The sequence below is a fragment of the Halorubrum sp. GN12_10-3_MGM genome (assembly GCF_005435235.1).
GTDB lineage: Archaea > Halobacteriota > Halobacteria > Halobacteriales > Haloferacaceae > Halorubrum > Halorubrum ezzemoulense.
Map to the genome: position 1 here is coordinate 1 of NZ_SGUB01000035.1, position 21,766 is coordinate 21,766.

Consider the following 21,766-nt stretch of genomic DNA (forward strand, 5'->3'; position numbering starts at 1 on the left):
CTCGACGGTGACGACGAGCGACTCGAAGTCGCCGATGTCGGCGGGCTGGTCGGTCACCTGCGTCGCGAGCGTTCCCGTCGCGCGACCGACACAGCCGGCGAGGCCCGTCGCCCCGAGGGCGGCGGCGGAACGACCGACTTCGACGTCGACCCGGAGGAGTTCGAGTCGGAGATCGAGCGGACCGACATCGGGATCGAGGGGCTCGACGACATGATCCTCGGGGGCGTCCCCAGCCGGTCGCTGCTGTCGGTCATCGGCGGCGCCGGAACCGGGAAGACGACGTTCGCGCTCCAGTTCCTCAACCACGCGCTCGAATCGGGGGAGAAGGGGATCTACATCACGCTCGAACAGACCCGGGAGTCGATCCTCGACACGGCGGCCGAGAAGGGGTGGTCGTTCCGCGAGCACGCGGCCGAGGACCGCCTCGCGGTCGTCGCCATCGACCCGATCGAGATGGCCAACTCGCTGTCGTCGATCCGGAACGACCTCGTCCGGCTCATCGCCGAGTTCAAGGCGGACCGGCTGGTGCTCGACTCCGTCTCGCTGCTGGAGATGATGTACGACCACCCCGCGAAGCGCCGCTCGGAAGTGTTCGGCTTCACGCGCTCGCTCAAGGAGGCGGGCGTGACGACCCTGCTCACATCCGAGGCGAGCGAGGAGACGCAGTACGCGTCCAGACACGGGATCGTGGAGTACCTGACGGACGCCGTCTTCGTCCTCCAGTACGTCCGCGCGTCGGACTTCCGCGAGACGCGGCTCGCAGTCGAGATCCAGAAGATCCGCGACGCGAACCACTCCCGCGAGACGAAGCCGTACGACATCACCGACACCGGCATCTCAGTGTACGACCAGGCGAACATCTTCTGAGCGGCCCGGGCGACGAGGTATCTAAACCGACACGCGTCGCCGCGGCGATTGCTTATACATGTCCGGAGTACCGCGGTAGCGCGCGCCTCCGAGTGGCCGCACCGGCGGCCGCGAGGAGCGCGTGCGAGGGAGTCACTCGCCCGGAGCAACGCGGAGGGCGACTGACGAGGTCGGCGAGGGGCGCGGTGCGGGGGATCTCAAAGGGGCAGCCGGGAGGACGACGCAGGCGACGCAAGCGCCGCAGGAACGAGCGAAGCGAGCGTGCGTCGTCCTCCCGGTTGGGACTTTGGAGGTGTTCACCGCAGATCCGCGGTCGGTTATTTTTAAACGAACGTGTGTATAAATGCGGTATAACCCGGGATCAGTGCCCGGAGAGGAAGTGATCGTTCGGTACGGGGCCAAACAGGAGAGTATCGGTGTTACCGTACTGCTTCAGTGACCCATTTCACGCTATAGCGCCGCGGGAAATGCGGAAGACAGCCGCGTAAGCGTCCGGATGCACCGTCCGGGAATTGAACCCGGGCTATTAGCTTGGGAAGCTAATGTCCTACCACTGGACCAACGGTGCTCAAATCGAGATACCCGACCGTCCCACTTGAACGTAGCGTTTCACCGGGCGGGGCTCACTTCGCCGCCGCCCAGTGCCGCGAGCCACAGTCTTAAGCCGTCACCGACGGAGGCACGCCCATGGCCGAGGACGCAGCAACCGAGAGGCGAACCGACGCGGTCGACCGTGTGCGCGACCGCGCCGCGGAACTCGCCCCCGCGTTCGGATCGACGTGGACCGACGACGAGCCGTGGCGGTTCCTCACCGACCTCACGGCGATCGGGAGCCGGATGGCCGGCAGCGAGGGCGAGGCCCGGGGCGCCGACCTCGTCGCCGACGCCTTCGAGCGCGCGGGGCTCGCGGACGTTCGCACGGAGCCGTTCGACCTCCCGGCGTGGGAGCGCGGGTCGGCGTCGCTCGACGTGACCGTCTCCGGTCGGGACGGCGAGCCGACCACGCGGTCGTTCGAAGCCCTCGCGCTCCCGTACTCGCCGGGGGGCAGCGTCTCGGGCGAACTCGTCGACGTTGGGTACGGCACCCCGGCGGAGATCGACGAGCGCGACGTGGCGGGCCGGATCGCGGTCGCTTCGACGACCACCCCGGAGGGCGGGCGGTTCGTCCATCGCATGGAGAAGTTCGGCTACGCGGTCGACGCGGGCGCGGTCGGCTTCGTGTTCGTCAACCACCTCGACGGGCAGCTGCCGCCGACCGGGTCGCTCACGTTCGGCGAGGAGGCCGAGGCGGTCGCGGTCGGCGTTTCGAAGGAGACCGGCGCGTGGCTCCGCGAGTACGCGGTCGGTGGCGGGGGGGCCGGACCGAGCGGCTCCGGCGCCGTCGCGCAGGCCGAGCTGTCGGTCGAGGCGTCGACGACGCCGGGCGAGAGCCGCAACGTGATCGGTCGCGCCGGTCCGGACACCGGCGAGCGCGTCCTCCTGCTCGCTCACTACGACGCCCACGACATCGCGGAGGGGGCGCTCGACAACGGCTGCGGCATCGCGACGGTCGCGACCGCGGCCGAGATCATCGCGGGCGCCGACCTCCCGCTCGGCGTCGATGTCGTCGCGGTCGGCGCCGAGGAGGTCGGCCTGCTCGGCGCGGAACACCTCGCCGAGCGCGTGGATCTGGACTCCGTGAAGGGCGTGGTCAACGTCGACGGCGCGGGACGGTTCCGCGACCTGATCGCGCTCGCACACGCCTCCACGGCGGCCGCGTCGGTGGCCGAAGCGGTGTCGGCCGCGACGCGCCAGCCGATCGAGGTCGACGCGCAGCCGCACCCGTTCTCCGACCAGTGGCCGTTCGTGCGCCGCGGCGTACCGGCGCTCCAGCTCCACAGCGACTCCGGCGACCGCGGGCGCGGGTGGGGCCACACCCACGCGGACACCCGCGACAAGGTCGACGACCGGAACGTCCGCGAACACGCGATGCTGACCGCCCTGCTCGTCGCCGAGTTCGCGGCGCCCGAGCGCGGCCTCCCCCGCCTCGACCGCGACGAACTCGTGACCGCCTTCCGCGAGGCCGACTTCGAGACGGGGATGCGCGCGGCCGACCTCTGGCCGAGCGACTGGGACTGAACGGGGCGGCGTAGGCCGGTCCCGACCGCTCGGTCACTCCATGTCCCCGTCCGGCGTCGGCGGCGGGAGTCGCTTGTGCGCCGTCGCGCGGTGGCGGGCGAGCAGGTCCGCGACGAGGTCGCGGTCGATCCCGGCGAGTACGGCGGCAGCGGAGCCCTCGCCGCCGTCGTCGTCCGCAGTTCGGTCGACCTCGGCGACGGTCGCCGCGATTCGCTCGGCGACCGACTCGGATTCCAGTCCGCGGTCGACGCCGAGGTGGAGGACGGGGTCCACGACCTCGTAGGGCGCCCCGAGGTCGTCGGCGTCCCGCTGGCCCGGGAGGAACCCGGCCGTTGGGGGCTTCTCGACGACGAAGTCCGGCACGTCGAGTTCGGCCGCGAGGGCACGGACGCCAGACTTGTACAGGTGTCCCAGCGGGAACACGTCGGCCGCGCCGTCACCGTGTTTCGTCAGGTAGCCTAAGAGCAGTTCGCTCCGGTTGGCGGTGCCGCAGACGAGGCGGTTCGTCGCGTTGGCGGCGAGGTAGGCGACGGTCATCCGGAGCCGAGCGACCGCGTTCCCCGATCGGACCGGTTCGTCGTGGAGGTCGAAGCGATCGGGGACGACTGCGCCGAACTGCGCGAACAGTGGCTGGAGGTGAACCGTGTCGTGTTCGATACCCAGCGCCGCCGCGAGCGCCTCGGCGTCCCGTGCGTGGGGCGCGCCGACCTTGTTACACGGGAGTATCAGCCCGTACACGCGCTCGGGACCGAGCGCCTCCACGGCGAGCGCGGCGGTCACCGTCGAGTCGAGCCCGCCGCTCATGTTCACCACGACGCCGTCGGCGGCCGCGGCGTCGACCCGCTCGGCGAGGAACGACCGGACGCGGTCGCGTTCGACCGCGGGGTCCCGGTCCGGGAGCAGCGCGCGAGGCAGCGACTCGGAGCTCGGATCGGACCGAGTCACTTGTCGGGCACCCGCCTCCGTCGACCGACCGGCCGAGACGGCCCCGTCGGACTCGAACGCCGACTCGCGGTCAGCCATCGACGCCCTCCGCTCGGTCCCTCGTCCGCGTTCTCTGCCGATTTACACCGCCGGTGAGCCGTCGCGGAGTGACGGGGTGTCCCTGCGAGCGGTTACAAACGTCGCGTTGATTCGTCATCAGTCGCCCGCCGCTTCCGGCTTCGGCGGTAAATACTTGCGGTGTAGATAGTATAAGGAATTAGTACAAAGTTACTCTGAACGGCGCACAATCGACTATAATTACAAAAATAAAGAACTTCAACTGGGGCGAGAATTAAAAATATTCGAGAATAGTATCTAGCGAGAGGTTGTTTTTCCGTTACCGCATATCTGAGGTAGTAATCGCAGTACTTTCCAGAAATAACACGGTTTAGTTGGTCTCGTAAGCATATAATGACGTTATATACCAACATTTATCAGGAAGTTGCGCATCGAATTGTGTATGTCAGAAATCGAGTTGAGTTCAAGTCAAAGCCGGGTGCTCACTGCGCTCGTAAACCTCGCGGAAGGAGGGGACGACCCAGTACAGGGGCGAGAGATCGCTGACGCGATCGACCGCAACCCGGGGACGGTCCGGAACCGGATGGGTAGCCTCCGGACCCTCGGACTCGTCGAGGGCGTCGCCGGGCCGGACGGCGGATACATCCCGACCGACGGGGCGTACGACGCCCTCGACATCGAGCGGCTAGACGACGCCGCGACGACCCCGGTGGAGCGCGAGGGCATCCCCGTCGAGGACGTCACCGTCGCTGAGATAGACCTGTCGAGCGTCGCTAATCCGGAACTGTGTCGCGCCGAACTCGTGATCCGCGGTCCCGTCGGCCCGTTCGACGCGGGAGACCACGTGACCGTCGGGCCGACGCCCGCCACCGGGCTGCGGCTCTCTGGCGTGGTCGACGCGACGAACGTCGACGGCAACACCCTGCTGGTCCGCGTCGACGGCATGGAGACGCCGGCGGGCGGATCGGCGGCCTGACGGCCGCGGCCTCGGCGGTCCGGATCGTCCCTCCACGGCCGCCGAGCTCACTCTTCTTCGGCGGCCGAGAACAGCCTGTCGCGGACCGCGCCGGTGGCGGCGGCGGCGTGACGCGCGTCGCGGTGTCGCTCGCCGAACGCGACCCGCGCGCTCCGGGCGGCCTCGCGGTCGACCTCGAACGTCACGTCGGGGTAGCGTACGTCCCACAGCACGAGCGGTTCGGGCGGCGCGGGGCCGACCCCCCGCTCGCCGGGGATCGGGTCGGCGGCGAGCAGCCGTTCGATCCATGCGGGGTCGGCCGTTCCGCGACCCACGGCCCGGACCGCGGCGACGACCCGCCTGACGAGCGCCCGCGGGAACCCGTCCGTCGAGAGTTCGACGACGAGCGCGTCGCCCGCGCGGGTCGCCCGCGCGTCGAGGTCGCGGACCGTGCCAGTCTCGTCTGTCGTCAGGTTGTGGAAGTCGTGTTCGCCGTCGAACCGCGCGAGCGCGTCCCGGAGTCGGTCGTCGTCGACCGCGTGTTCGGGATCCGATCGCGCGGCGTCGGTCGAACCGCCCCCGTCGACCGCGGGGGCGTAGAGGTGGTACCGGTAGGTCCGGCGGACCGCGTCGTGCGTCGCGTGGAATTCCTCTCCGACGTCGGCGGCGGCCCACACGCGGACGGATCCCGGTAAGTGCCCGTTGAACGCGCGGGGGGTGAGCCACGTCGGCGCCTCGAAGGCGACGGTCTGGGCCACCGCCGAGACGCCGGCGTCGGTCCGCCCGGCCGCGGCGTAGCCGGGGGGCGTGGCGTGGGTCGCCCCGTCGCCGCGCTGGACGACGCCGTGGTCCGCGAGCGCTTCGAGGAGCGCGTCCGCCACCGTCTCGGCGTGCGGCTGTCGCTGGAAGCCGGCGTACTCTCGCCCGTCGTACGCGACCCGGAAGGCGCGCGTGACGGTCTCGAGACCGTTCGACGCGTCCGTCATGGGCGTTCGCTCGGCGCGGCCGTCACTGCCCGTCCGACGCTCCGCGTCCGCCCGTCGCGTCGCCGTCGTCGGCCGGCTCTCGATCCGCCTGATCCGCCGGCTCCCGATCCCCTTCGTCCGTCGGCTCGGTCATCGGAACGGTCACCACCGGTACCGACGCGACGCGGACGACCTTCTCGGTGACGCTCCCAAGGAGCAGCCGTCGGATCCCCTGTCGAGTGTGGCTCGGCATGACGACGAGGTCGGCGCCGTCCTCGATCGCGTTCTCGATGACGTCCAGCGGTTCGCCGCGGACGACATCGCCGACCGTCTCGACGCCGGCTTCCTCCAGCTCCGCGGTCACAGCTTCCACCCGCTCCTCGGCCGCGTCGACAAGGCGGTCGGAGAACGCGCCCGTCCGCGGCCCGGCGAGCGTGTCGACCGCGGTGTCGGCGGCCGAGACGACGTGGACGGTCGCGCTGTATCGCTCGGCGAGGCTGGCCGCGTGCGGGATCGCGTCGTTCGCCTCGCCGCCGGGTGCGACGGGGAGGAGGATCTGGTCGTACATGCGCGGTACTGCTCGCGCCCGCCGGAAAACGATACCGGCCGTCGGTGGTCCGGGGCGGGGGCGTCACAGCCCGAGCGCGTCCAGCAGGTCGAACCCGACGCCGGCGTAGCCGACGAGCTTGAAACCGAGGTAGATGCCGACGATCGCCATCACGCCCGGCAGCTCCGGGGGCGCGGGGATCGGAACGCGGAGGAATGCGAACAGCGCGCCGACCGTCACCCCGACGACGAGCGCGGCGACGGTCAGGACCGCGGTCGAACTCATGTCGACGCGTCCGCGGCGTTCGCTTATAACTGCGGTGTTCGCGGCCGGGGACGACCCGCGCGGATGGGCAGGGTTTTCCGACGGGCGCCCTTCTCTGCGGACATGGCACGAGAGGTTTCCGATCCCGACAACCCGCAGGTGACGCTTCAGACCAACCACGGCGACATCGTCGTCGAGCTCTTCGCCGATCGCGCGCCGAAGACGGTCGAGAACTTCCTCGGGCTGGCGCGTCACGACCCCGCGGCTGACGCGGAGCCCGCGCCCGAGACGAACACGTGGGAGGACCCCAAGAGCGGCGAGGTCCGCGGCGACTCGCTGTACGAGGGCATCGTCTTCCACCGCGTCATCGACGATTTCATGATCCAAGGCGGCGACCCGATGGAGAACGGCCGCGGCGGTCCCGGCTACGAGTTCGACGACGAGTTCCACGACGACCTCACCCACGACGGACCCGGGATCCTGTCGATGGCGAACTCCGGCCCGAACACGAACGGCTCGCAGTTCTTCATCACGCTCGACGCGACCCCGCACCTCGACGGCAAGCACGCCGTCTTCGGGCATGTCATCGACGGGATGGACGTCGTCGAGGAGATCGGCGGCGTGCCGACCGGGCGCAACGACGACCCCCGCGAGGCCGTCGAGATTGAGCGCGTCGACGTCGACGAGTAACGGTTTCGCCTCCGCACCGACTGCGTGCGTCACCGTCGCACGCTGCGGGGAGTTGAGAAGAGTTAAATTGTCCCCGACGTAAGCATCGTTCACGCTCGGTTGGTGTAGTCCGGCCAATCATGTTGGCCTTTCGGCGGACGCGGCGCCTCGGCGCCGGTTCGGAAGTCAGCCGACGACCAGGGTTCAAATCCCTGACCGAGCATCCATCATCACCGCGAGCGGCGCGTCTCCTTCTCTGAGCGGCGCGTCGCTACCTCCCCGGCCGCCCGAATGGGAAGAATCACTTTCCTCGGCGACGACGCGTATCCATGAGCGATACACCCGACAACGGCGGCGACGGCGACGACGCCGGTAGCGACCCTGACGCCGGCGCCCCCGACGAGCACCGGTTCGAGACCCTCGCGATCCACGCCGGACAGGAGCCCGACCCGGAGACGGGGGCGTTGATGACCCCGATCCACGCGAACTCCACCTACGAGCAGGACAGGCCGGGCGACCACCGCGGCTACGAGTACAGCCGGACCGGGAACCCGACGCGGAGCGACCTGGAGGCGAACCTCGCCTCGCTGGAGTCGGGCAGCCACGCGCGCTGTTTCTCCTCCGGCATGGGGGCGATCAACACCGTCCTCAACCTGCTTTCGGCTGGCGACCACGTCGTCGCCGGCGACGACGTGTACGGGGGGACCCACCGCATCCTCACGCAGGTGTACGACGAGTACGACATCGACACCACGTTCGTCGACACGACCGATCACGACGCGGTCCGGGCGGCGATGCGCGAGGAGACCGAGCTGGTTTGGGTCGAGACGCCGACGAACCCCCTGATGAACGTCAACGACATCGGCGCGCTCGCCGACATCGCCCACGAGGGCGACGCGCTCTGCGCGGTCGACAACACGTTCGCGACGCCGTACCTCCAGCGCCCGCTCGAACACGGCGCCGACATCGTCTCCCAGTCGCTGACGAAGTACCTCGGCGGGCACTCGGACACCATCGGCGGCGCCCTGATCGTCGACGACGAGGAACTGGACGAGCGGCTCGGCTTCTACCAGAACTCCGTCGGCGCGACGCCCGGCCCGTTCGACGCGTTCCTCGTCCTCCGCGGGACGAAGACGCTCCCCGTCCGGATGGACCGACACTGCGAGAACGCGATGGCGCTCGCGGAGTGGCTGGAGAGACACGACGCGGTCGAGCGCGTCTACTACCCCGGGTTGGAGTCGCACCCCGACCACGAGCTGGCGGCCGCGCAGATGGACGACTTCGGCGGCATGCTGTCGTTCGAGCTGGACGGCACCCTCGAAGAGGCGTCGACGGTCGTAAGCGAGACGGAGGTGTTCACCCTCGCGGAGTCGCTCGGCGGCGTCGAGAGCCTGATCGAGCAGCCCGCCGCGATGACCCACGCTGCCATCCCGCGTGAGGAGCGGATCGCGGCCGGGCTCACCGACGGCCTCATCCGGGTGTCGGTGGGGATCGAACACGTCGACGACATGAAGGCGGACCTCCGGGCGGCGTTCGACGCGGCGCTGTCGTAGCCCGCCCCGACGGGGTTCGGCGCTCCGCCGGTCACCAAGCGACTGACACCATTTTTATCGGTCCCGGCGAGACAGCCCCCATGAGCGATCCAGACGTCTTGGTGCTTCGACAGACGATCCACGGGCTGGGCCCCGACGAACTGGCGTCGGCGATCCGCGAGCGGCTCCCCGACGCGACGGTCGCGCGAGCGCGAACGCCCGCGGAGGAACTGGAGCTGATCCGGACGGCGCGGGTCGCCGTCGGGCTCAACGTCGACGAGGAGCTGCTCGCCGCCGCGGAGGAGCTGGAGCTGTTCGCCTGCGTGTTCGCGGGGACGGGCCACCTGCCGCGCGACCTGCTCGCGGACCACGGAATCGCCGTGACGAACGCTTCGGGCGTCCACGGGCCGAACATCGCCGAACACGTCGTCGGGTCGATGATCGCGCACGCGCGACAGTTCCACCGGGCGTACCGGCAGCAGACCCGCCGGGAGTGGCGCACCTACGAGACGACGGAGTTGTACGGCTCGACCGTCTCCGTGGTCGGGCTCGGCGCCATCGGCCGGGCCGTCGTCGACCGCTTAGAGGTGTTCGACGTCGACACCGTCGGCGTCCGCTACTCTCCGGAGAAGGGCGGGCCGACCGACGAGGTGTACGGGTTCGACGAGTTTCACGAGGCCGTCACCGGGGCGGAGTACGTCGTCTTAGCCTGTCCACTCACGGAGACGACGCGGGGGCTGGTCGACGCCGACGCGCTCAGGACGATGCGGGCCGACGCCGTCCTCGTCAACATCGCTCGGGGGCCAATCGTCGACACGGACGCCCTGGTGACGGAGCTCCGGAACAACCGTATCCGCGGCGCGGCGCTGGACGTCACCGACCCGGAGCCGCTCCCGGAGGACCACCCGCTGTGGGGGCTGTCGAACGCGACGATCACGCCGCACAACGCTGGCCACACCCCCGAGTACTACGAACGCGTCGCGGATATCCTCGCCGACAACGTCGCGCGGTTGAACGCCGGCGACGAACTCCGTAACCGCGTGGTCTGATAGTGTTTAAGGAAGACATTTACCGATAGACGTAGTAGAGCCGGTAATGGGTCGGCTTGACGAGGTCGCGCTTGAGGAACTCTACGAAGTTAAAGAGGAGATTGACGAGGGAAAGCCGCGGGAACGTGTTCTCGCGGCGATAGGGCGCAAACAGGGCGATCACTTGGATACATTGGCTGAACGCCATGACGTCGTCGAGAAAACGATCCGCAACTGGCTCGATCGGTTCGAAGAAGAACCGATCGAGCAAGCCCCCTACGACGCTCCTCGACCAGGACACCCAGGAAAAATCAAGGGACAAGACCGCGAGCAGCTGTTCGAACAGCTACAACAGCCGCCAACCGAACTCGGCTACGATCAGCAAGCGTGGTCGGCGAAGCTCCTCCTTCACCACGTCAAAGAGGAGTACGGCGTCGAATACCACGAAAACTACGCCTACGAATTGCTGAGAGAGGCCGGGCTGTCCTTGCGGACAGCACGGCCTCAACACCACGAAGCTGACCCCGAAGAGAAGGCTGAGTTTCAGCAGACAGTCAAAAAAAACGAGCCGAACTGAGCGAGAAAACCGTCGTTGTCGTCGATCAATTCACCAAGCACGTCGGAACCGTTCAGCGGCGTGGCTGGTACCCGATCGGGTCAAATCCGACGATAGAGACAGCAACGTCTTGGGAGTCGGTGACAGTGCTTGGCGCTGTCACCGACGACGGTGACAGCTTCTACTGCTGGACAGAAGAGAACTTGACCAGATTCCACGGGATTCGGCTGTTAGAGGCATTGAAACACAAGTTTGGCGAGGAGTTAGTGGTGTTTCTGGATCGAGCGGGCTACTTCTACGCGAGGGATCTCTGGGAACACGTGAGCGGAGAACGCGAGACCGAAACTGTCGGAGACAGTTCGGTCTCGTGCGTGCGTGGGGACGATCTCGAAGTGTGGTACTTCCCATCGAAACTCCCCGAGTTGAACGCTGTCGAAGGGTGCTGGGACCAACTACAGGAGTGGTTCAAGTACCGCCTTATGCCAGATCTCTCGACGCTGAAAGATTACATTCTGCGAGGACTAAGCGCGATCACCGAACCGAACATCTGGCCGTATCTCACCGGTAAAGATTCGAATTAAACACTATGAGACGACACCGAGAAAACACGCCGGTCGTATCCATACTGAAGTGTAGGTATATATAGTAAAATTATTTCTCTATTTATCGGCCTTAGGCATTCTCCACTGCCGTTTTGCGGGCTATTTGACGACAGACGTCTCGCTCGGTGTTCGGCAGTATATATTTTGATCAAAATTAAGGTGTTCCGCTCCGGAGGGTCGGGTATGGAAACGCGGAAGGTCCAAGTCACCGGCGGCTCGACGTACACCGTCTCGATTCCGAAGACGTGGGCGACTGAGAACGACGTCGAGGCCGGGACGGAGATCGAGTTCCACCCCGACGGCGACTCCCTGTTTCTCACCCCGCGGTCGGAGGACGAGCGGATGCGGGGGACGCTCGACATCGCGGACCTGTCCGGGCAGGCCCTCCAGCGGGCGGTGACGACGATGTACGTCAGCGGCTTCGACGTCATCGAACTGGAGGCGGCCGAGATCACCACCGAGCAGCGCTCGACGATCCGCGACGCGGTCCAGAGTCTCGTCGGCCTAGAGGTGTTAGAGGAGACGCGGGACCGCGTCGTCGTCCAGGACCTCCTCGACTCCTCCGAGCTTTCGATCCACAACGCGGTCACGCGGATGCGGCTGATCTCGCTGTCGATGCTCGAAGACGCGATCACCGCGCTCGCCGACCGCGACCACGACCTCGCGCGCGACGTGATCGGCCGCGACGACGACCTCGACCGGCTGTGGCTCGTGGTCTCGCGGATCTTCCGCGCGACGCTGCGAACGCCGAAGGCGGCCGAGGAGCTCGGGCTCCCCCGCGAGGAGTGTTTCGACTACCACTCCAGCGCTCGCCAGTTAGAGCGGATCGGCGACCACGCGACGAAGATCGCGCACCTGACCCTGAACATCGAGGACCCGCTTCCCGACGACGTCGTGGAGGCGGTGAACGACCTCCACGGCGACGCGGTCGACGTGATCGACACCGCGATGGACGCGCTGTTCGACGACGACACCGAGGCGGCTACCCGACGAGCGAACGAGGCGAGAACCGGCGTCAGAGCGATCGACGAGCGCGTCAGGTCCATCGACGAGGTCCTCCGCGACCTCGACCCCACCCGCGCGCAACTGCTCGGGCTCGTCGTCGACTCGGTCCTCCGGTCGGCCGACTACGGCGGGAACATCGCCGAGACGGCCCTCCAGAAGGCCGCGCCGACGCCGTGAGGGAAGCGGAGGGGATCGCTCACCGACTCCCCGGACCCCGGCGGCTCGCGGTCGCCGGCGGTGCGATCGTCCTCTTCGTCGCGATCGTCGGCGGCAGCGCCGCCGCGTACTTCGCCGCCGGTATGGGACCGGACGCGGACGCGGTTGCGGCGGTCGAGGCGGACCCGGACATAACCGTCGACCGGACGGCGGTCGGGACCGCGGTCCGCGACGGACCGGTGACGGCGTCGACCGTCGGACTCGTTTACTACCCCGGCGCGCGGGTGGCTCACGAGAGCTACGTCCCCACCGCCGCCGAGATCGTCGCCGCGTCCGACCGGGTCGCGCTCGTCGTCGTGGTGGACGCTCCCCTCAACCTCGCCGTCCTCGCGCCGGACCGTGCCGATCGCGTGCGCGAGCGTCACCCGGAGGTCGGCGTCTGGGCCGTCGGCGGCCACTCGCTCGGCGGTGCCATGGCCTGCCGGCACGCCGCCGAGAACGCCGCGGCCTACGAGGCGCTCGTCCTCCACGCCGCGTACTGCGACCGCGACGTCTCCGACAGCGGCCTTGACGTGCTCTCGGTGCTCGGCGGCGCGGACGGCGTGATCGACGCCGAACGGGAGCGCGCGTCGCGGGCGAACCTCCCGGCGGACGCGCGGATCGTGAAACTCGACGGCGTCAACCACGCCGGGTTCGGGGCTTACGGCCCGCAGCGCGGCGACGGTCCCGCGTCGCTGTCGCCCGACGCCAGCCGGGAGGCGGTCGGGAACGCGACCGGGACGTGGCTCTCGGAAGGGGGCGCGGCGACCCGCAGTGTCGAGCCGCGACTAGTTCCGGACCGCGGCGCGTGGTCGGTCGCCGACCGTGTCCCGCGGTCGCCCGGTTCCGGCGTGCTCGTCGTTGCCGGGTGAGCGGGTTTTTTGAGCGCGCTCCCCCGAGGGGATCCCATGCCAGAGATCGAACTCGGCGTGCCGAGGGGCGTCATCGAGTCGCTTCCGGAGGAGGAGGGGACCGCCGAGCAGGACATGCGGCGCGCCATCGCGGGGATCCAGTCGCGACTGAACGAGGCGCTCGACGAGGCCGACCCCGACGAGGCGGCCGAGGTCGTCGCCGACGCGGTCGAGCGTATGGAGTCGCAGGCGAGCACCTACCACGAGTTCGTCCCGGAACTCCGCGCGTGGGGGCAGTCGCCGATCTACGCGATCGCGTGGCGGAACCTCTACCTCGAGCTCATCGGCCAGCTGTACGACCACGAGTGGCTCGCCGACGACCTCGACCGGGAGCGGAACTTCCGGCTGGTCGAGGACGGGATTCGCCTCTCCGACCTGTGACCAAGCGACCGTCGCCTTCCGTGGCCGACCGCTTTTAAGCCGCCGCGACCCGACGTACGGGTATGGAACTGGAACTGCGGTTCTTCGCGACGTTTCGCGAGGCCGCCGGCGGGAAGACGGTGAACGCGGAGTTCGCCGACGCCGCGACCGTCGGCGACGTACTGCGCGAACTGGAGTCGGAGTACGAGGGGATGGAGGGCCGACTGATCGCCGACGGGGACCTCGCCCCGCAGATCAACGTCCTGAAGAACGGCCGCGAGGTGCTCCACCTCGACGGGCTCGACACACCGATGGCGGACGGGGACCGGCTCTCCGTGTTCCCGCCCGTCGCGGGGGGCGCATGAGCGACGACGGCTCGGCGACCGCCGAGGACGTGGTCGACGACGCGGACGCTTCCGGCCTCCCGCCGGCCGAGGAGGGGTGGGAGCGCGAGACGGTCGCGTACCGCGGTATCTCTCGGCGGCTCGCCGCCCATTACCTCAGGAACTTGGGCGGGGAACTCGTCGGGACCGACGAGCCCGCGGAGGCGACCAGCGTGGAGGGCGACGGCTGGCGGGCGGCCCTCAGCGCCGAGAAGGTGACCGCCGCGGCCGCGATCGAGATCACGGAGGTGACCGCCGAGTTCGCGGGCGACCCGGACGCCCTCGGTGACCTCCTCCCGAAATACCGGCAGAAGGCCATGCGCGCCGGCGGGTGATGTCCGACGACGACAGCGAGTCCGGCGACCACGGAGAGGACGCCGATGGCCGCAAAGGGGACGCCGACGGCGAGGTCGACGGTCGTGGAGCGGACGCCGACGGTCGTGGAGCGGACGCCGACGGCGAGGCCGACGACCGCAGAGCGGGTACCGACGGTCGTGGAACGGACACCGACCGGGACCCGGGGACGTACCCCATCGAGGGGACAGCGCTAGTGAAGACGACCGCGCTTGCGAGTGTGCCCGCTGCGCGCGTGCCGACGCTCCTCGCGCGCGTCCAAGCCGACCTCGGCCCCAGAATCGATGCGTATCGCCGGAGGTACGAGCAGATCGAGGCCGAGCCGGGGCGCGAGACGTTCCTTGTCGAGCCGGACCACTGGGACGAGGTGGCCGAGCGCGTCGGGCTCTCCGAGCGCGAGCGCGACGCCGTCGTCCGCGCGCACGAGGCCGCGGTCGAACGGCTCGGGGCCGGGAGCGGTCGCCGGGCGGAGTTCGACGCCGCTCTAGAAATCCGGTCGGCCGTTGTCATCGGTCTCGACGAAGATGGGGACGGTAGTCGTGAGGAGGATACCGGTCGTGAGGCGGACGGTAGTCGCGGGGCGGACAGCGACGATTGATCCGGGCCGTGCCGCCACCGACGCCTTTTCGAACCGCAGCGCAGAGGTGCCTGTATGCGACTCGCTCGACTGCTCACGCCGGACGGTCCCGTGGTCGGCCGATACGACGACGGCACAGTCGTCGCCGACGACGGCCGGTACGAGGTCGGCCGCGACGGCCGACTGCTCCCGCCGTGTGACCCCACCGCGCTGTATTGCGTCGGCCGGAACTACGCCGAGACGCTCGACCAGATGGACTACGAACGGCCCGAGGAGCCGGATTTCTTCATCAAGCCCCCGACGAGCCTGCTCGCGCACGGCGAGGAAATCCGATATCCAGAGTGGACCGACGAGCTGACGTACGCCGGCGAACTGGTCGCCGTGCTCGACGAACGGTGCCGGGATCTCGCCCCCGAGGACGTCCCGGAGGTCGTCCGCGGCTACACGATACTGAACGATATCGACGCGCTCGACCAGCAGGGCCGGACCGCGCGGAAGGCGTTCGACGGGTCGGCGCCGCTGGGCCCGTGGATCGAGACCGACGTGGACCCGACGGATATCGACATCGAGACTACCGTGGGCGGCGAGGTGCGACAGGACGCGACCACCAAACTGATGCTGTTCGGTCCCCGAGAGGTCGTCTCGTACCTCTCGAAGCGGTTCACGTTCGAGCCCGGCGACTGTGTCGCGTTCGGCAGTCCGGCGAATCCCGGGCTCGTCGAACCCGGCGAGCGGGTCGAAATCACCTACGAGGGGATCGGGACGCTCTCGAACGCGGTGGTCGCGCCGGACGGGGAGTGACGGCGCCGAGTTCGGCCGGGTGAACGCCGGGTGATCTCACCGATCCGCGGGGTCGAAGTCGTCGACGCTCGCGTCGTCGATCAGGCGGTTGGCGGTCGTCAGCGTCGTCTCGTCGCCGGTCCGCACGTAGGTCCCGAGCGCGTCGGCCGCCTTCACGAGCCCGTCCGCGGCCGCGGGCGGCACGTCGCCCCCGAGGGCGTCGGCGCGCGCGACGCGGTCGCGAAGGCGTTCGAACGCGTCGCGAGCGGGACCGATCCGAGAGCCGGGGCTCTCTCCTTCGACGGTAACCGCCGGGGAGTCGCCCTCGGCGTCGGCGGTGCGTTCCGCCCCGTCCGGTCCGGCGCCGGATTCGAGTTCGTCGAGGAAGTCGAGCGCGTCGCTGCGGTACGCCTCGACCGCGCGCACGGCGGCCATCCCTCGGGCCTCGCGGAGCGCGGTCGGTACCTCCCCCGCAGCCGGGCGCTCGCCGTCGTCGGCGCCGGCGAGCAGCCCGAGGAGGTACTCGCGATCGGCGTCGGTCGGGTCCCGGAGCCGTTCGAAGCAGTCGACCGCCTCCAGCAGCTCTCGGGCAGCGAGGTAGGTCTCGTCGAGCGGCATGAGACGCCCGCCGTCGATGAACCCGCGCTTCCGGCAGTACTCTCGGAGGTCGGACTGGAGCTCGTCGACGCCAGAGCGCGGGAGCGTCCCGGTCGCGTTCCCGAACCGCTCGCGGTGCGCCGCGAGGTCGAGCGCGACGGGCGCGTCGGTGTGTGCCGTCCGGGCGTCGACGCCGACGCTGCGCAGGTCGCCGCAGCTCGGACACGCGACGGAGCCCGTCTCGTAGTACGACCACCGCGTGCCACAGGACTGGCACTCGCGTTCGCCGCGGACCTTCATGCGTTCGGCTTCGTCGCGTCCGCCCTAAATGACTGCGGGTCGAGCGTGTGGCCACGCGGGATACGGGCGAGCCGTGCGATCTCGCGAGGCGGGCGGTCGCGGAACGGGCGGCCGCGGGACGGGCGGCCGCGGAACAGGCACCTCCCTACAGGCGGCTCGGGTACCAGCATATTTCATCCCTTCCGGCGAACGATCGGTATGAGCTGGCACGCCGTCGACGCGGTCGACCGTGCCGTCGACGCGACGCGACGGTTACTCTTTCCGTTCGAGGCGGTCCGATGGGCGAAGCTCGCCGCCCTCGCGGCCGGCATGGCGGGCGGCGGCGCCGCGGCGTCGCACGTCGGTGCCTCGTCACTCGGCGCTTCGACGGCCGGGCTCGTGGGGTGGGCGACATCTACCTCGACGGGCGTCGGGGCGGGACCGGTGGGGATCGGACGCATCGTCGGTCCGGCAGCCGAGCGCGTCGCGGGACTCGACGACGCGCTGCTCGTCGCGGCCGCGGTCGGGGGGCTGGTCGCGGCGTTCGCGCTCGTCACGTGTTCGGTCGCATTCCGGCTCGCGTTCTACGACGCGCTCGCGACGACGGAAGTCGCGCTCTGGCGACCGTTTCGTACACGGTTTCGGCAGGCCTTCGGGCTGTCGGCCGTCGTGACGGCCGGCGCGGTCGTCGCCGCGATACCGGCGGCCGCGTTCGCGGTTGTCGCCGCAGACTTTACTGTGTCGGGCGCGGCGGGCGTAGAGGTCGGCGGGGTGTCCGGTGCCTCCGAGGTCGCGGTCGTCGCGCTCGGAGTCACCGCTGGCGGCGTAGCGCTGATCGGGACCGTCGGCTCCCGGCTCACGCTGGAGCTCGTCGCGCCGGCGATGGTCGCCCGCGACGTCGGGGTGCTCGCCGGGTGGCGGACGGTTTGGGCCTCGCTCCGCGAGTCGCTGAGCGATGTCGCGGTCTACCTCGCGGTTCACGCCGTCGTCGCGGCGAGCGCCGGGATCGTCCGGGCCGTCGCAGTCGCCTCCGTCGGCGGGGTGGTCGCCGCGGTCGGCCTCGTCGTGCTGGTGCTCGCCGCGGTCCCGCTCGGCGGAGTGGCGGCGTTGGTCGAGACGACCGCGGGGGCGATCGTGCTCGCGACCGTCCTGCTGTGTGCGGTCGCCGCCGTCGCGGTGCTGACGCTCCCCGTCCTCATCGTGGCGCGAACGTACCTGACGGCGTACGAAGTCTCGACGCTCGCCGGGCTCGCTCCGGGGCTCGCTCCGCTGGCGCCGACGCTCGTCGCGAGCGACGACCCGGAGCCAGCCGACGGTGGGCCGGTCTGAGGACGCGCCGACGGGGCTCCGCGGTCGACGGACATCCAAGTTGTCGACGAGCATCGAAACGCCAACACACATCGAGATCTCGTTGAAGTACTTCGATGCCGTCGAAGGGCGCCGCAAGATCGTCGAACGTCGAATCACACACTCGACACCATCGCATACCTTTTTACTCCGTTCACGAATGGAGAAAGACATGGGACTAGACGACGACGCCCGGGAGTATCACCGGCAGGAGCCGCCCGGAAAGATCGAGATAGAGACGACGAAGCCGACGAACACCCAGCGAGACCTCTCGCTGGCGTACTCCCCCGGGGTCGCGGCGCCGTGCCGCGATATCGCGGCCGACCCGGAGTCCGTCTTCGAGTACACGGCGAAGGGAAACCTCGTCGCGGTCGTCTCGAACGGCTCGGCCGTCCTCGGGCTCGGTGACATCGGCGCGGCCGCCTCGAAGCCCGTGATGGAAGGGAAGGGGGTGCTGTTCAAGCGGTTCGCCGACATCGACGTGTTCGACATCGAGCTCGACATCGACGCCGTCGACCCGTTCTGCGAGGCCGTGAAGGCGATGGAGCCGACGTTCGGCGGCATCAACCTCGAGGACATCAAGGCCCCGGAGTGTTTCAAGATCGAGGAGCGGCTCCGCGAGGAGATGGAGATCCCGGTGTTCCACGACGACCAGCACGGCACCGCGATCATCTCCGGCGCGGCGCTGATGAACGCGGTCGACATCTCCGATAAGGACCTCTCGGAGCTCGACATCGTCTTCTCCGGCGCCGGCGCGTCGGCCATCGCGACGGCCCGGTTCTACGTCTCGCTGGGGGCGCGCGAAGAGAACATCACGATGTGCGACTCCTCCGGGATCATCACCGAAGAGCGGGTGGCGGCCGGCGACGTCAACGAGTACAAAAGCCAGTTCGCCACCCCCGTCGAAGACGGCGATCTCGCGGACGCCATGGACGGCGCAGACGTGTTCGTCGGGCTCTCCGTCGGGGGTATCGTCTCGCAGGAGATGGTCCGCTCGATGGCCGCGGACCCGATCATCTTCGCGATGGCGAACCCCGACCCGGAGATCACCTACGAGGACGCCAAGGACGCCCGGGACGACACAGTGATCATGGCGACTGGTCGGTCCGACTACCCGAACATGGTGAACAACGTCCTCGGGTTCCCCTTCCTGTTCCGCGGGGCGCTCGACGTGCGTGCGACCGAGATCAACGAGGAGATGAAGGCGGCCGCCGCGGAGGCGCTAGCCGACCTCGCGCGCAAGGACGTTCCGGACGCGGTCGTGAAGGCGTACGGCGACGACCCGCTCCAGTTCGGTCCCGACTACGTCATTCCGAAGCCGCTCGATCCGCGGGTGCTGTTCGAGGTGGCGCCGCGCGTCGCGGAGGCGGCGATGGAGTCCGGATCGGCCAGGACGGAGATCGATCTGAACCAGTACCGCGAGCGCCTCGAGGCTCGCCTGGGGAAGTCCCGCGAGATGATGCGGGTCGTGTTGAACAAGGCGAAAAGCGACCCGAAGCGGATCGCGCTCGCGGAGGGCACCGACGAGAAGATGATCCGCGCGGCCTACCAGCTCTCCGAGCAGGGGATCGCGGAGCCGGTGTTGCTCGGCGACGCCGACACCATCTCCCGGACCGCGTCCGAGCTCGGGCTCTCGTTCCGCCCCGAGGTGGTCGACCCGGACGAGCGGGACGTCTCCGGATACGGTGAGCGGCTGTACGAGCTCCGAAAGCGCAAGGGGATCACCAAACGCGAGGCCGACGATTTGGTCAAACGGGACACCAACTACCTCGGGAGCGTGATGGTAGAAACCGGCGACGTCGACGCGATGCTCACCGGGCTCACGCACCACTACCCGTCCGCGCTCCGGCCGCCCCTCCAGATAGTCGGTTCGGCGGCCGACACGGACACCGTCGCCGGCGTGTACATGCTCACCTTCAAGAACCGGGTGATCTTCTGTGCGGACACGACCGTCAATCAGGACCCCGACGCGGAGACGCTGGCGGAGGTCACGCGACACACGGCGGACCTCGCGCGACGGTTCAACGTCGAACCGCGCGCCGCGATGCTATCGTACTCGAACTTCGGGAGCGTCGACAACGAGGGGACGCGGAAGCCGCGCGACGCGGTCGACATTCTTCAGTCCGACGACGTGGTCGACTTCCCGGTCGACGGGGAGATGCAGGCCGACACCGCGGTCGTCGACGACATCCTCAACGGGACCTACGAGTTCTCCGAACTTGACGAGGCGGCCAACGTCCTCGTGTTCCCGAACCTTGAGGCCGGGAACATCGGATACAAACTCCTTCAGCGGCTCGGGGGCGCCGAGGCCATCGGACCGATGCTCGTCGGCATGGACGAGCCGGTCCATGTCCTCCAGCGTGGCGACGAGGTGAAGGATATCGTCAACCTTGCGAGCGTCGCCGTCGTGGACGCCCAAGAGTAGCTCGCCGGGTGTACCGCGGGCGCCGGGACACCAATTTTACTTGTTTCCGACTACAACATCGGTGGTATGGGAACGAGCGAGGATCCGGACGAGCCGGCCGGGCCGCGAGTGCTGGATAACAGGCGCGACGCGACTCGTTACCGGGTTCTCGTCGAGATCGCCGCGCGACAGCCGGCGGTGAGCCAAGAGGAGATCGCGGACGTCATCGGTGTGACCTCGCAGGCGGTGAGCGACTACGTCCGCGACTTGGTCGACGGAGGGTTCGTGGAGAAACGCGGTCGAGGTCGGTACGAGGTGACCAAAGAGGGAGTCGACTGGATAATCACGCGAACCGACGCCCTCTCGGACTTCGTGTCTCGCGTGTCCGACGATGTTCTGGGAAGCGTCGACGTCGACGCCGCCGTGGCGACCGACGCGGTTGCGGAAGGTGACGACGTCGGGCTGGAGATGCGCGACGGCGTGCTACACGCCGTCCCGGAGGGGGGATCGGCGACAGCGGTCGTCGTCACCGGCGGTGAGGCCGGAGAGGCGGTCGGCGTCACCGACTTCGAGGGGGTCGTCGAGTACGATCCGGGCGTGGTGACGGTCGTGTCCGTCCCGGCGGTGACCGAAGGGAGCCCGCCGTCTCCCGAGGTCATCACGGGTCGCGCCGCGGACGCGGATCTGATCGCGGTCGGTGGGACCGAAGCCTACGCGCTCGCGACGCGGACCGGGCTCCGGCCGGACATCCGATTCGGTTCGGCGACGGGCGTGTCTCAGGCCGCCCTCCGGGGCTTGGACGTGCTGTTGCTCGTTTCGACCGACGAGCTTTCTCGCCACACGACGCGACTCCGTGAAGACGGCGTTCGGTATGAGGTCCGCGACTCTCTCACACCGTAGGTCGGTACGTCGGTCGCTGTGGTTTCGTACGGTGAGACACACCGTGTTTCCGGTGAAATGGGGCTATCTTGGGTGGGAGCGACTTCGCTGTGGGCGGTTTAGTTATCTATCTGACCGATATAGAACAACAGGATTTATATCCTACATCAGAGTAAAGCTCGCCAAGCGAAATGAGCGACAGCTCGCCGAGCGATACATGCGTTTCACCGGAAACTACTATTCTACTGAGAGCTCGCACTTTGACGGAAGCCCGCACTTTGACGGAAGCCCGTACTTCGTTGGAAGCCCCACCCCATCTGAAGCCTGAGTTTCACCGGAAACACGGTCTCCCCCCTGTTGGTCGGCTCGCCTGAGGCACTCAGCGAACACCTCGTTTCCGGTGAAACAGTCTCCTCAGACAGTGTCCGTTGACCTCTCCACACCCGTATCCCCGAATTTTCCAACGGTTGTCTCTTCTCCGCTCACTCCTCCCAGCCGAATTACTCTATGAGCCCGATCACTCCATGCGTTGGAGCGCGTCACATGCCGGCTCACTCCGTGAGTACTTCCCCCGCCCGCCACCCCACGGC

The 21,766-nt window shown here is 68.5% G+C and carries 23 protein-coding genes and 2 tRNA genes; 19 read left to right on the top strand and 6 right to left on the bottom strand.

What is annotated here, in order from left to right; translation table 11 throughout:
* A partial coding sequence (locus EXE47_RS16855; RefSeq protein WP_241997597.1) for a KaiC domain-containing protein occupies positions 1-867 on the top strand: 867 nt, incomplete at its 5' end.
* Between the two features lie 497 nt (positions 868-1,364).
* Here EXE47_RS16855 and EXE47_RS16860 read toward each other — a convergent pair.
* A tRNA-Gly gene (locus EXE47_RS16860) sits at positions 1,365-1,435 on the bottom strand.
* 119 nt (positions 1,436-1,554) lie between these two features.
* On the opposite strand from EXE47_RS16860, the gene EXE47_RS16865 reads away from it, so the two are divergent.
* Positions 1,555-2,985, top strand: coding sequence for a M28 family metallopeptidase (locus EXE47_RS16865; protein WP_137708526.1), 1,431 nt, complete (start codon positions 1,555-1,557; stop codon positions 2,983-2,985).
* A gap of 33 nt (positions 2,986-3,018) precedes the next feature.
* Here EXE47_RS16865 and nadE read toward each other — a convergent pair whose 3' ends face one another.
* Positions 3,019-4,008 (bottom strand): NAD(+) synthase, encoded by a 990-nt coding sequence (gene nadE, locus EXE47_RS16870; protein ID WP_137708527.1) that lies wholly within the window; start codon positions 4,006-4,008, stop codon positions 3,019-3,021.
* A 421-nt stretch (positions 4,009-4,429) separates the two neighbouring features.
* Between nadE and EXE47_RS16875 the strand changes: the two genes are divergently transcribed.
* The gene (locus EXE47_RS16875) at positions 4,430-4,963 is read left to right on the top strand and encodes an Rrf2 family transcriptional regulator (RefSeq protein ID WP_049932615.1); all 534 of its coding nucleotides are present in this window, start codon (positions 4,430-4,432) and stop codon (positions 4,961-4,963) included.
* Positions 4,964-5,010: 47 nt separating this feature from the next.
* Here the strand turns inward: EXE47_RS16875 and truA are convergent, their stop codons facing one another.
* The 3 genes from truA to EXE47_RS16890 all read right to left on the bottom strand — a co-directional run bounded on the left by truA (position 5,011) and on the right by EXE47_RS16890 (position 6,739).
* On the bottom strand, positions 5,011-5,928 hold the full coding sequence (truA, locus tag EXE47_RS16880) for a tRNA pseudouridine(38-40) synthase TruA (protein WP_089308799.1): 918 nt from the start codon (positions 5,926-5,928) through the stop codon (positions 5,011-5,013).
* Positions 5,929-5,950: 22 nt separating this feature from the next.
* Entirely contained in the window at positions 5,951-6,475 is a 525-nt protein-coding gene (locus tag EXE47_RS16885) for a universal stress protein (protein ID WP_137708528.1), read from the bottom strand.
* Positions 6,476-6,538: 63 nt separating this feature from the next.
* Positions 6,539-6,739 carry a XapX domain-containing protein gene (locus EXE47_RS16890; RefSeq protein WP_086216656.1) on the bottom strand — a complete coding sequence of 67 codons (201 nt, stop codon included), beginning with the start codon at positions 6,737-6,739 and terminating at the stop codon, positions 6,539-6,541.
* Between the two features lie 102 nt (positions 6,740-6,841).
* Between EXE47_RS16890 and EXE47_RS16895 the strand changes: the two genes are divergently transcribed.
* The 13 genes from EXE47_RS16895 (at position 6,842) to EXE47_RS16955 (ending at position 15,691) form a co-directional block, all read left to right on the top strand.
* Positions 6,842-7,408 (top strand): peptidylprolyl isomerase, encoded by a 567-nt coding sequence (locus EXE47_RS16895; RefSeq protein WP_049932621.1) that lies wholly within the window; start codon positions 6,842-6,844, stop codon positions 7,406-7,408.
* Between the two features lie 93 nt (positions 7,409-7,501).
* Positions 7,502-7,610: transfer RNA gene (locus EXE47_RS16900), tRNA-Glu, on the top strand.
* A gap of 106 nt (positions 7,611-7,716) precedes the next feature.
* Entirely contained in the window at positions 7,717-8,940 is a 1,224-nt protein-coding gene (locus tag EXE47_RS16905) for a cystathionine gamma-synthase (RefSeq protein WP_137708529.1), read from the top strand.
* Between the two features lie 80 nt (positions 8,941-9,020).
* Positions 9,021-9,968: a D-2-hydroxyacid dehydrogenase gene (locus tag EXE47_RS16910; protein ID WP_137708530.1), complete on the top strand. Its 948-nt coding sequence runs from the start codon at positions 9,021-9,023 to the stop codon at positions 9,966-9,968.
* Positions 9,969-10,014: 46 nt separating this feature from the next.
* Positions 10,015-10,524 carry an IS630 family transposase gene (locus EXE47_RS16915; protein WP_049932884.1) on the top strand — a complete coding sequence of 170 codons (510 nt, stop codon included), beginning with the start codon at positions 10,015-10,017 and terminating at the stop codon, positions 10,522-10,524.
* Positions 10,521-11,084: a transposase gene (locus EXE47_RS16920; protein ID WP_080508605.1), complete on the top strand. Its 564-nt coding sequence runs from the start codon at positions 10,521-10,523 to the stop codon at positions 11,082-11,084. The genes EXE47_RS16915 and EXE47_RS16920 overlap by 4 nt, the downstream gene beginning before the upstream one ends.
* Positions 11,085-11,288: 204 nt before the next feature.
* Positions 11,289-12,287, top strand: a complete 999-nt coding sequence (locus EXE47_RS16925; protein ID WP_049932625.1) for a phosphate uptake regulator PhoU — start codon at positions 11,289-11,291, stop codon at positions 12,285-12,287.
* Positions 12,284-13,177: an alpha/beta hydrolase gene (locus tag EXE47_RS16930; protein ID WP_137708531.1), complete on the top strand. Its 894-nt coding sequence runs from the start codon at positions 12,284-12,286 to the stop codon at positions 13,175-13,177. The genes EXE47_RS16925 and EXE47_RS16930 overlap by 4 nt, the downstream gene beginning before the upstream one ends.
* A gap of 36 nt (positions 13,178-13,213) precedes the next feature.
* A complete protein-coding gene (locus tag EXE47_RS16935) occupies positions 13,214-13,597 on the top strand; it encodes a hypothetical protein (protein ID WP_094495131.1) in 384 nt (127 codons plus the stop codon).
* Between the two features lie 62 nt (positions 13,598-13,659).
* The gene (locus EXE47_RS16940; protein ID WP_049932629.1) at positions 13,660-13,941 is read left to right on the top strand and encodes a ubiquitin-like small modifier protein 1; all 282 of its coding nucleotides are present in this window, start codon (positions 13,660-13,662) and stop codon (positions 13,939-13,941) included.
* Complete coding sequence (locus EXE47_RS16945; RefSeq protein WP_137691580.1) at positions 13,938-14,294, top strand: hypothetical protein; 357 nt, start codon at positions 13,938-13,940, stop codon at positions 14,292-14,294. The genes EXE47_RS16940 and EXE47_RS16945 overlap by 4 nt, the downstream gene beginning before the upstream one ends.
* A 197-nt stretch (positions 14,295-14,491) precedes the next feature.
* Positions 14,492-14,911: a hypothetical protein gene (locus tag EXE47_RS16950; protein WP_137708535.1), complete on the top strand. Its 420-nt coding sequence runs from the start codon at positions 14,492-14,494 to the stop codon at positions 14,909-14,911.
* Between the two features lie 54 nt (positions 14,912-14,965).
* Positions 14,966-15,691, top strand: coding sequence for a fumarylacetoacetate hydrolase family protein (locus EXE47_RS16955; protein WP_137708532.1), 726 nt, complete (start codon positions 14,966-14,968; stop codon positions 15,689-15,691).
* 36 nt (positions 15,692-15,727) lie between these two features.
* Here the strand turns inward: EXE47_RS16955 and EXE47_RS16960 are convergent, their stop codons facing one another.
* Positions 15,728-16,567, bottom strand: coding sequence for a hypothetical protein (locus EXE47_RS16960; protein ID WP_137708533.1), 840 nt, complete (start codon positions 16,565-16,567; stop codon positions 15,728-15,730).
* Between the two features lie 198 nt (positions 16,568-16,765).
* Between EXE47_RS16960 and EXE47_RS16965 the strand changes: the two genes are divergently transcribed.
* From EXE47_RS16965 to EXE47_RS16975, 3 genes are all read left to right on the top strand, one after another.
* Positions 16,766-17,875 (top strand): hypothetical protein, encoded by a 1,110-nt coding sequence (locus tag EXE47_RS16965; RefSeq protein ID WP_137708534.1) that lies wholly within the window; start codon positions 16,766-16,768, stop codon positions 17,873-17,875.
* A gap of 190 nt (positions 17,876-18,065) precedes the next feature.
* A complete protein-coding gene (locus EXE47_RS16970; protein WP_089308805.1) occupies positions 18,066-20,318 on the top strand; it encodes an NADP-dependent malic enzyme in 2,253 nt (750 codons plus the stop codon).
* Between the two features lie 66 nt (positions 20,319-20,384).
* The gene (locus EXE47_RS16975) at positions 20,385-21,197 is read left to right on the top strand and encodes a MarR family transcriptional regulator (protein ID WP_086216991.1); all 813 of its coding nucleotides are present in this window, start codon (positions 20,385-20,387) and stop codon (positions 21,195-21,197) included.
* Positions 21,198-21,766: the final 569 nt, after the last annotated feature.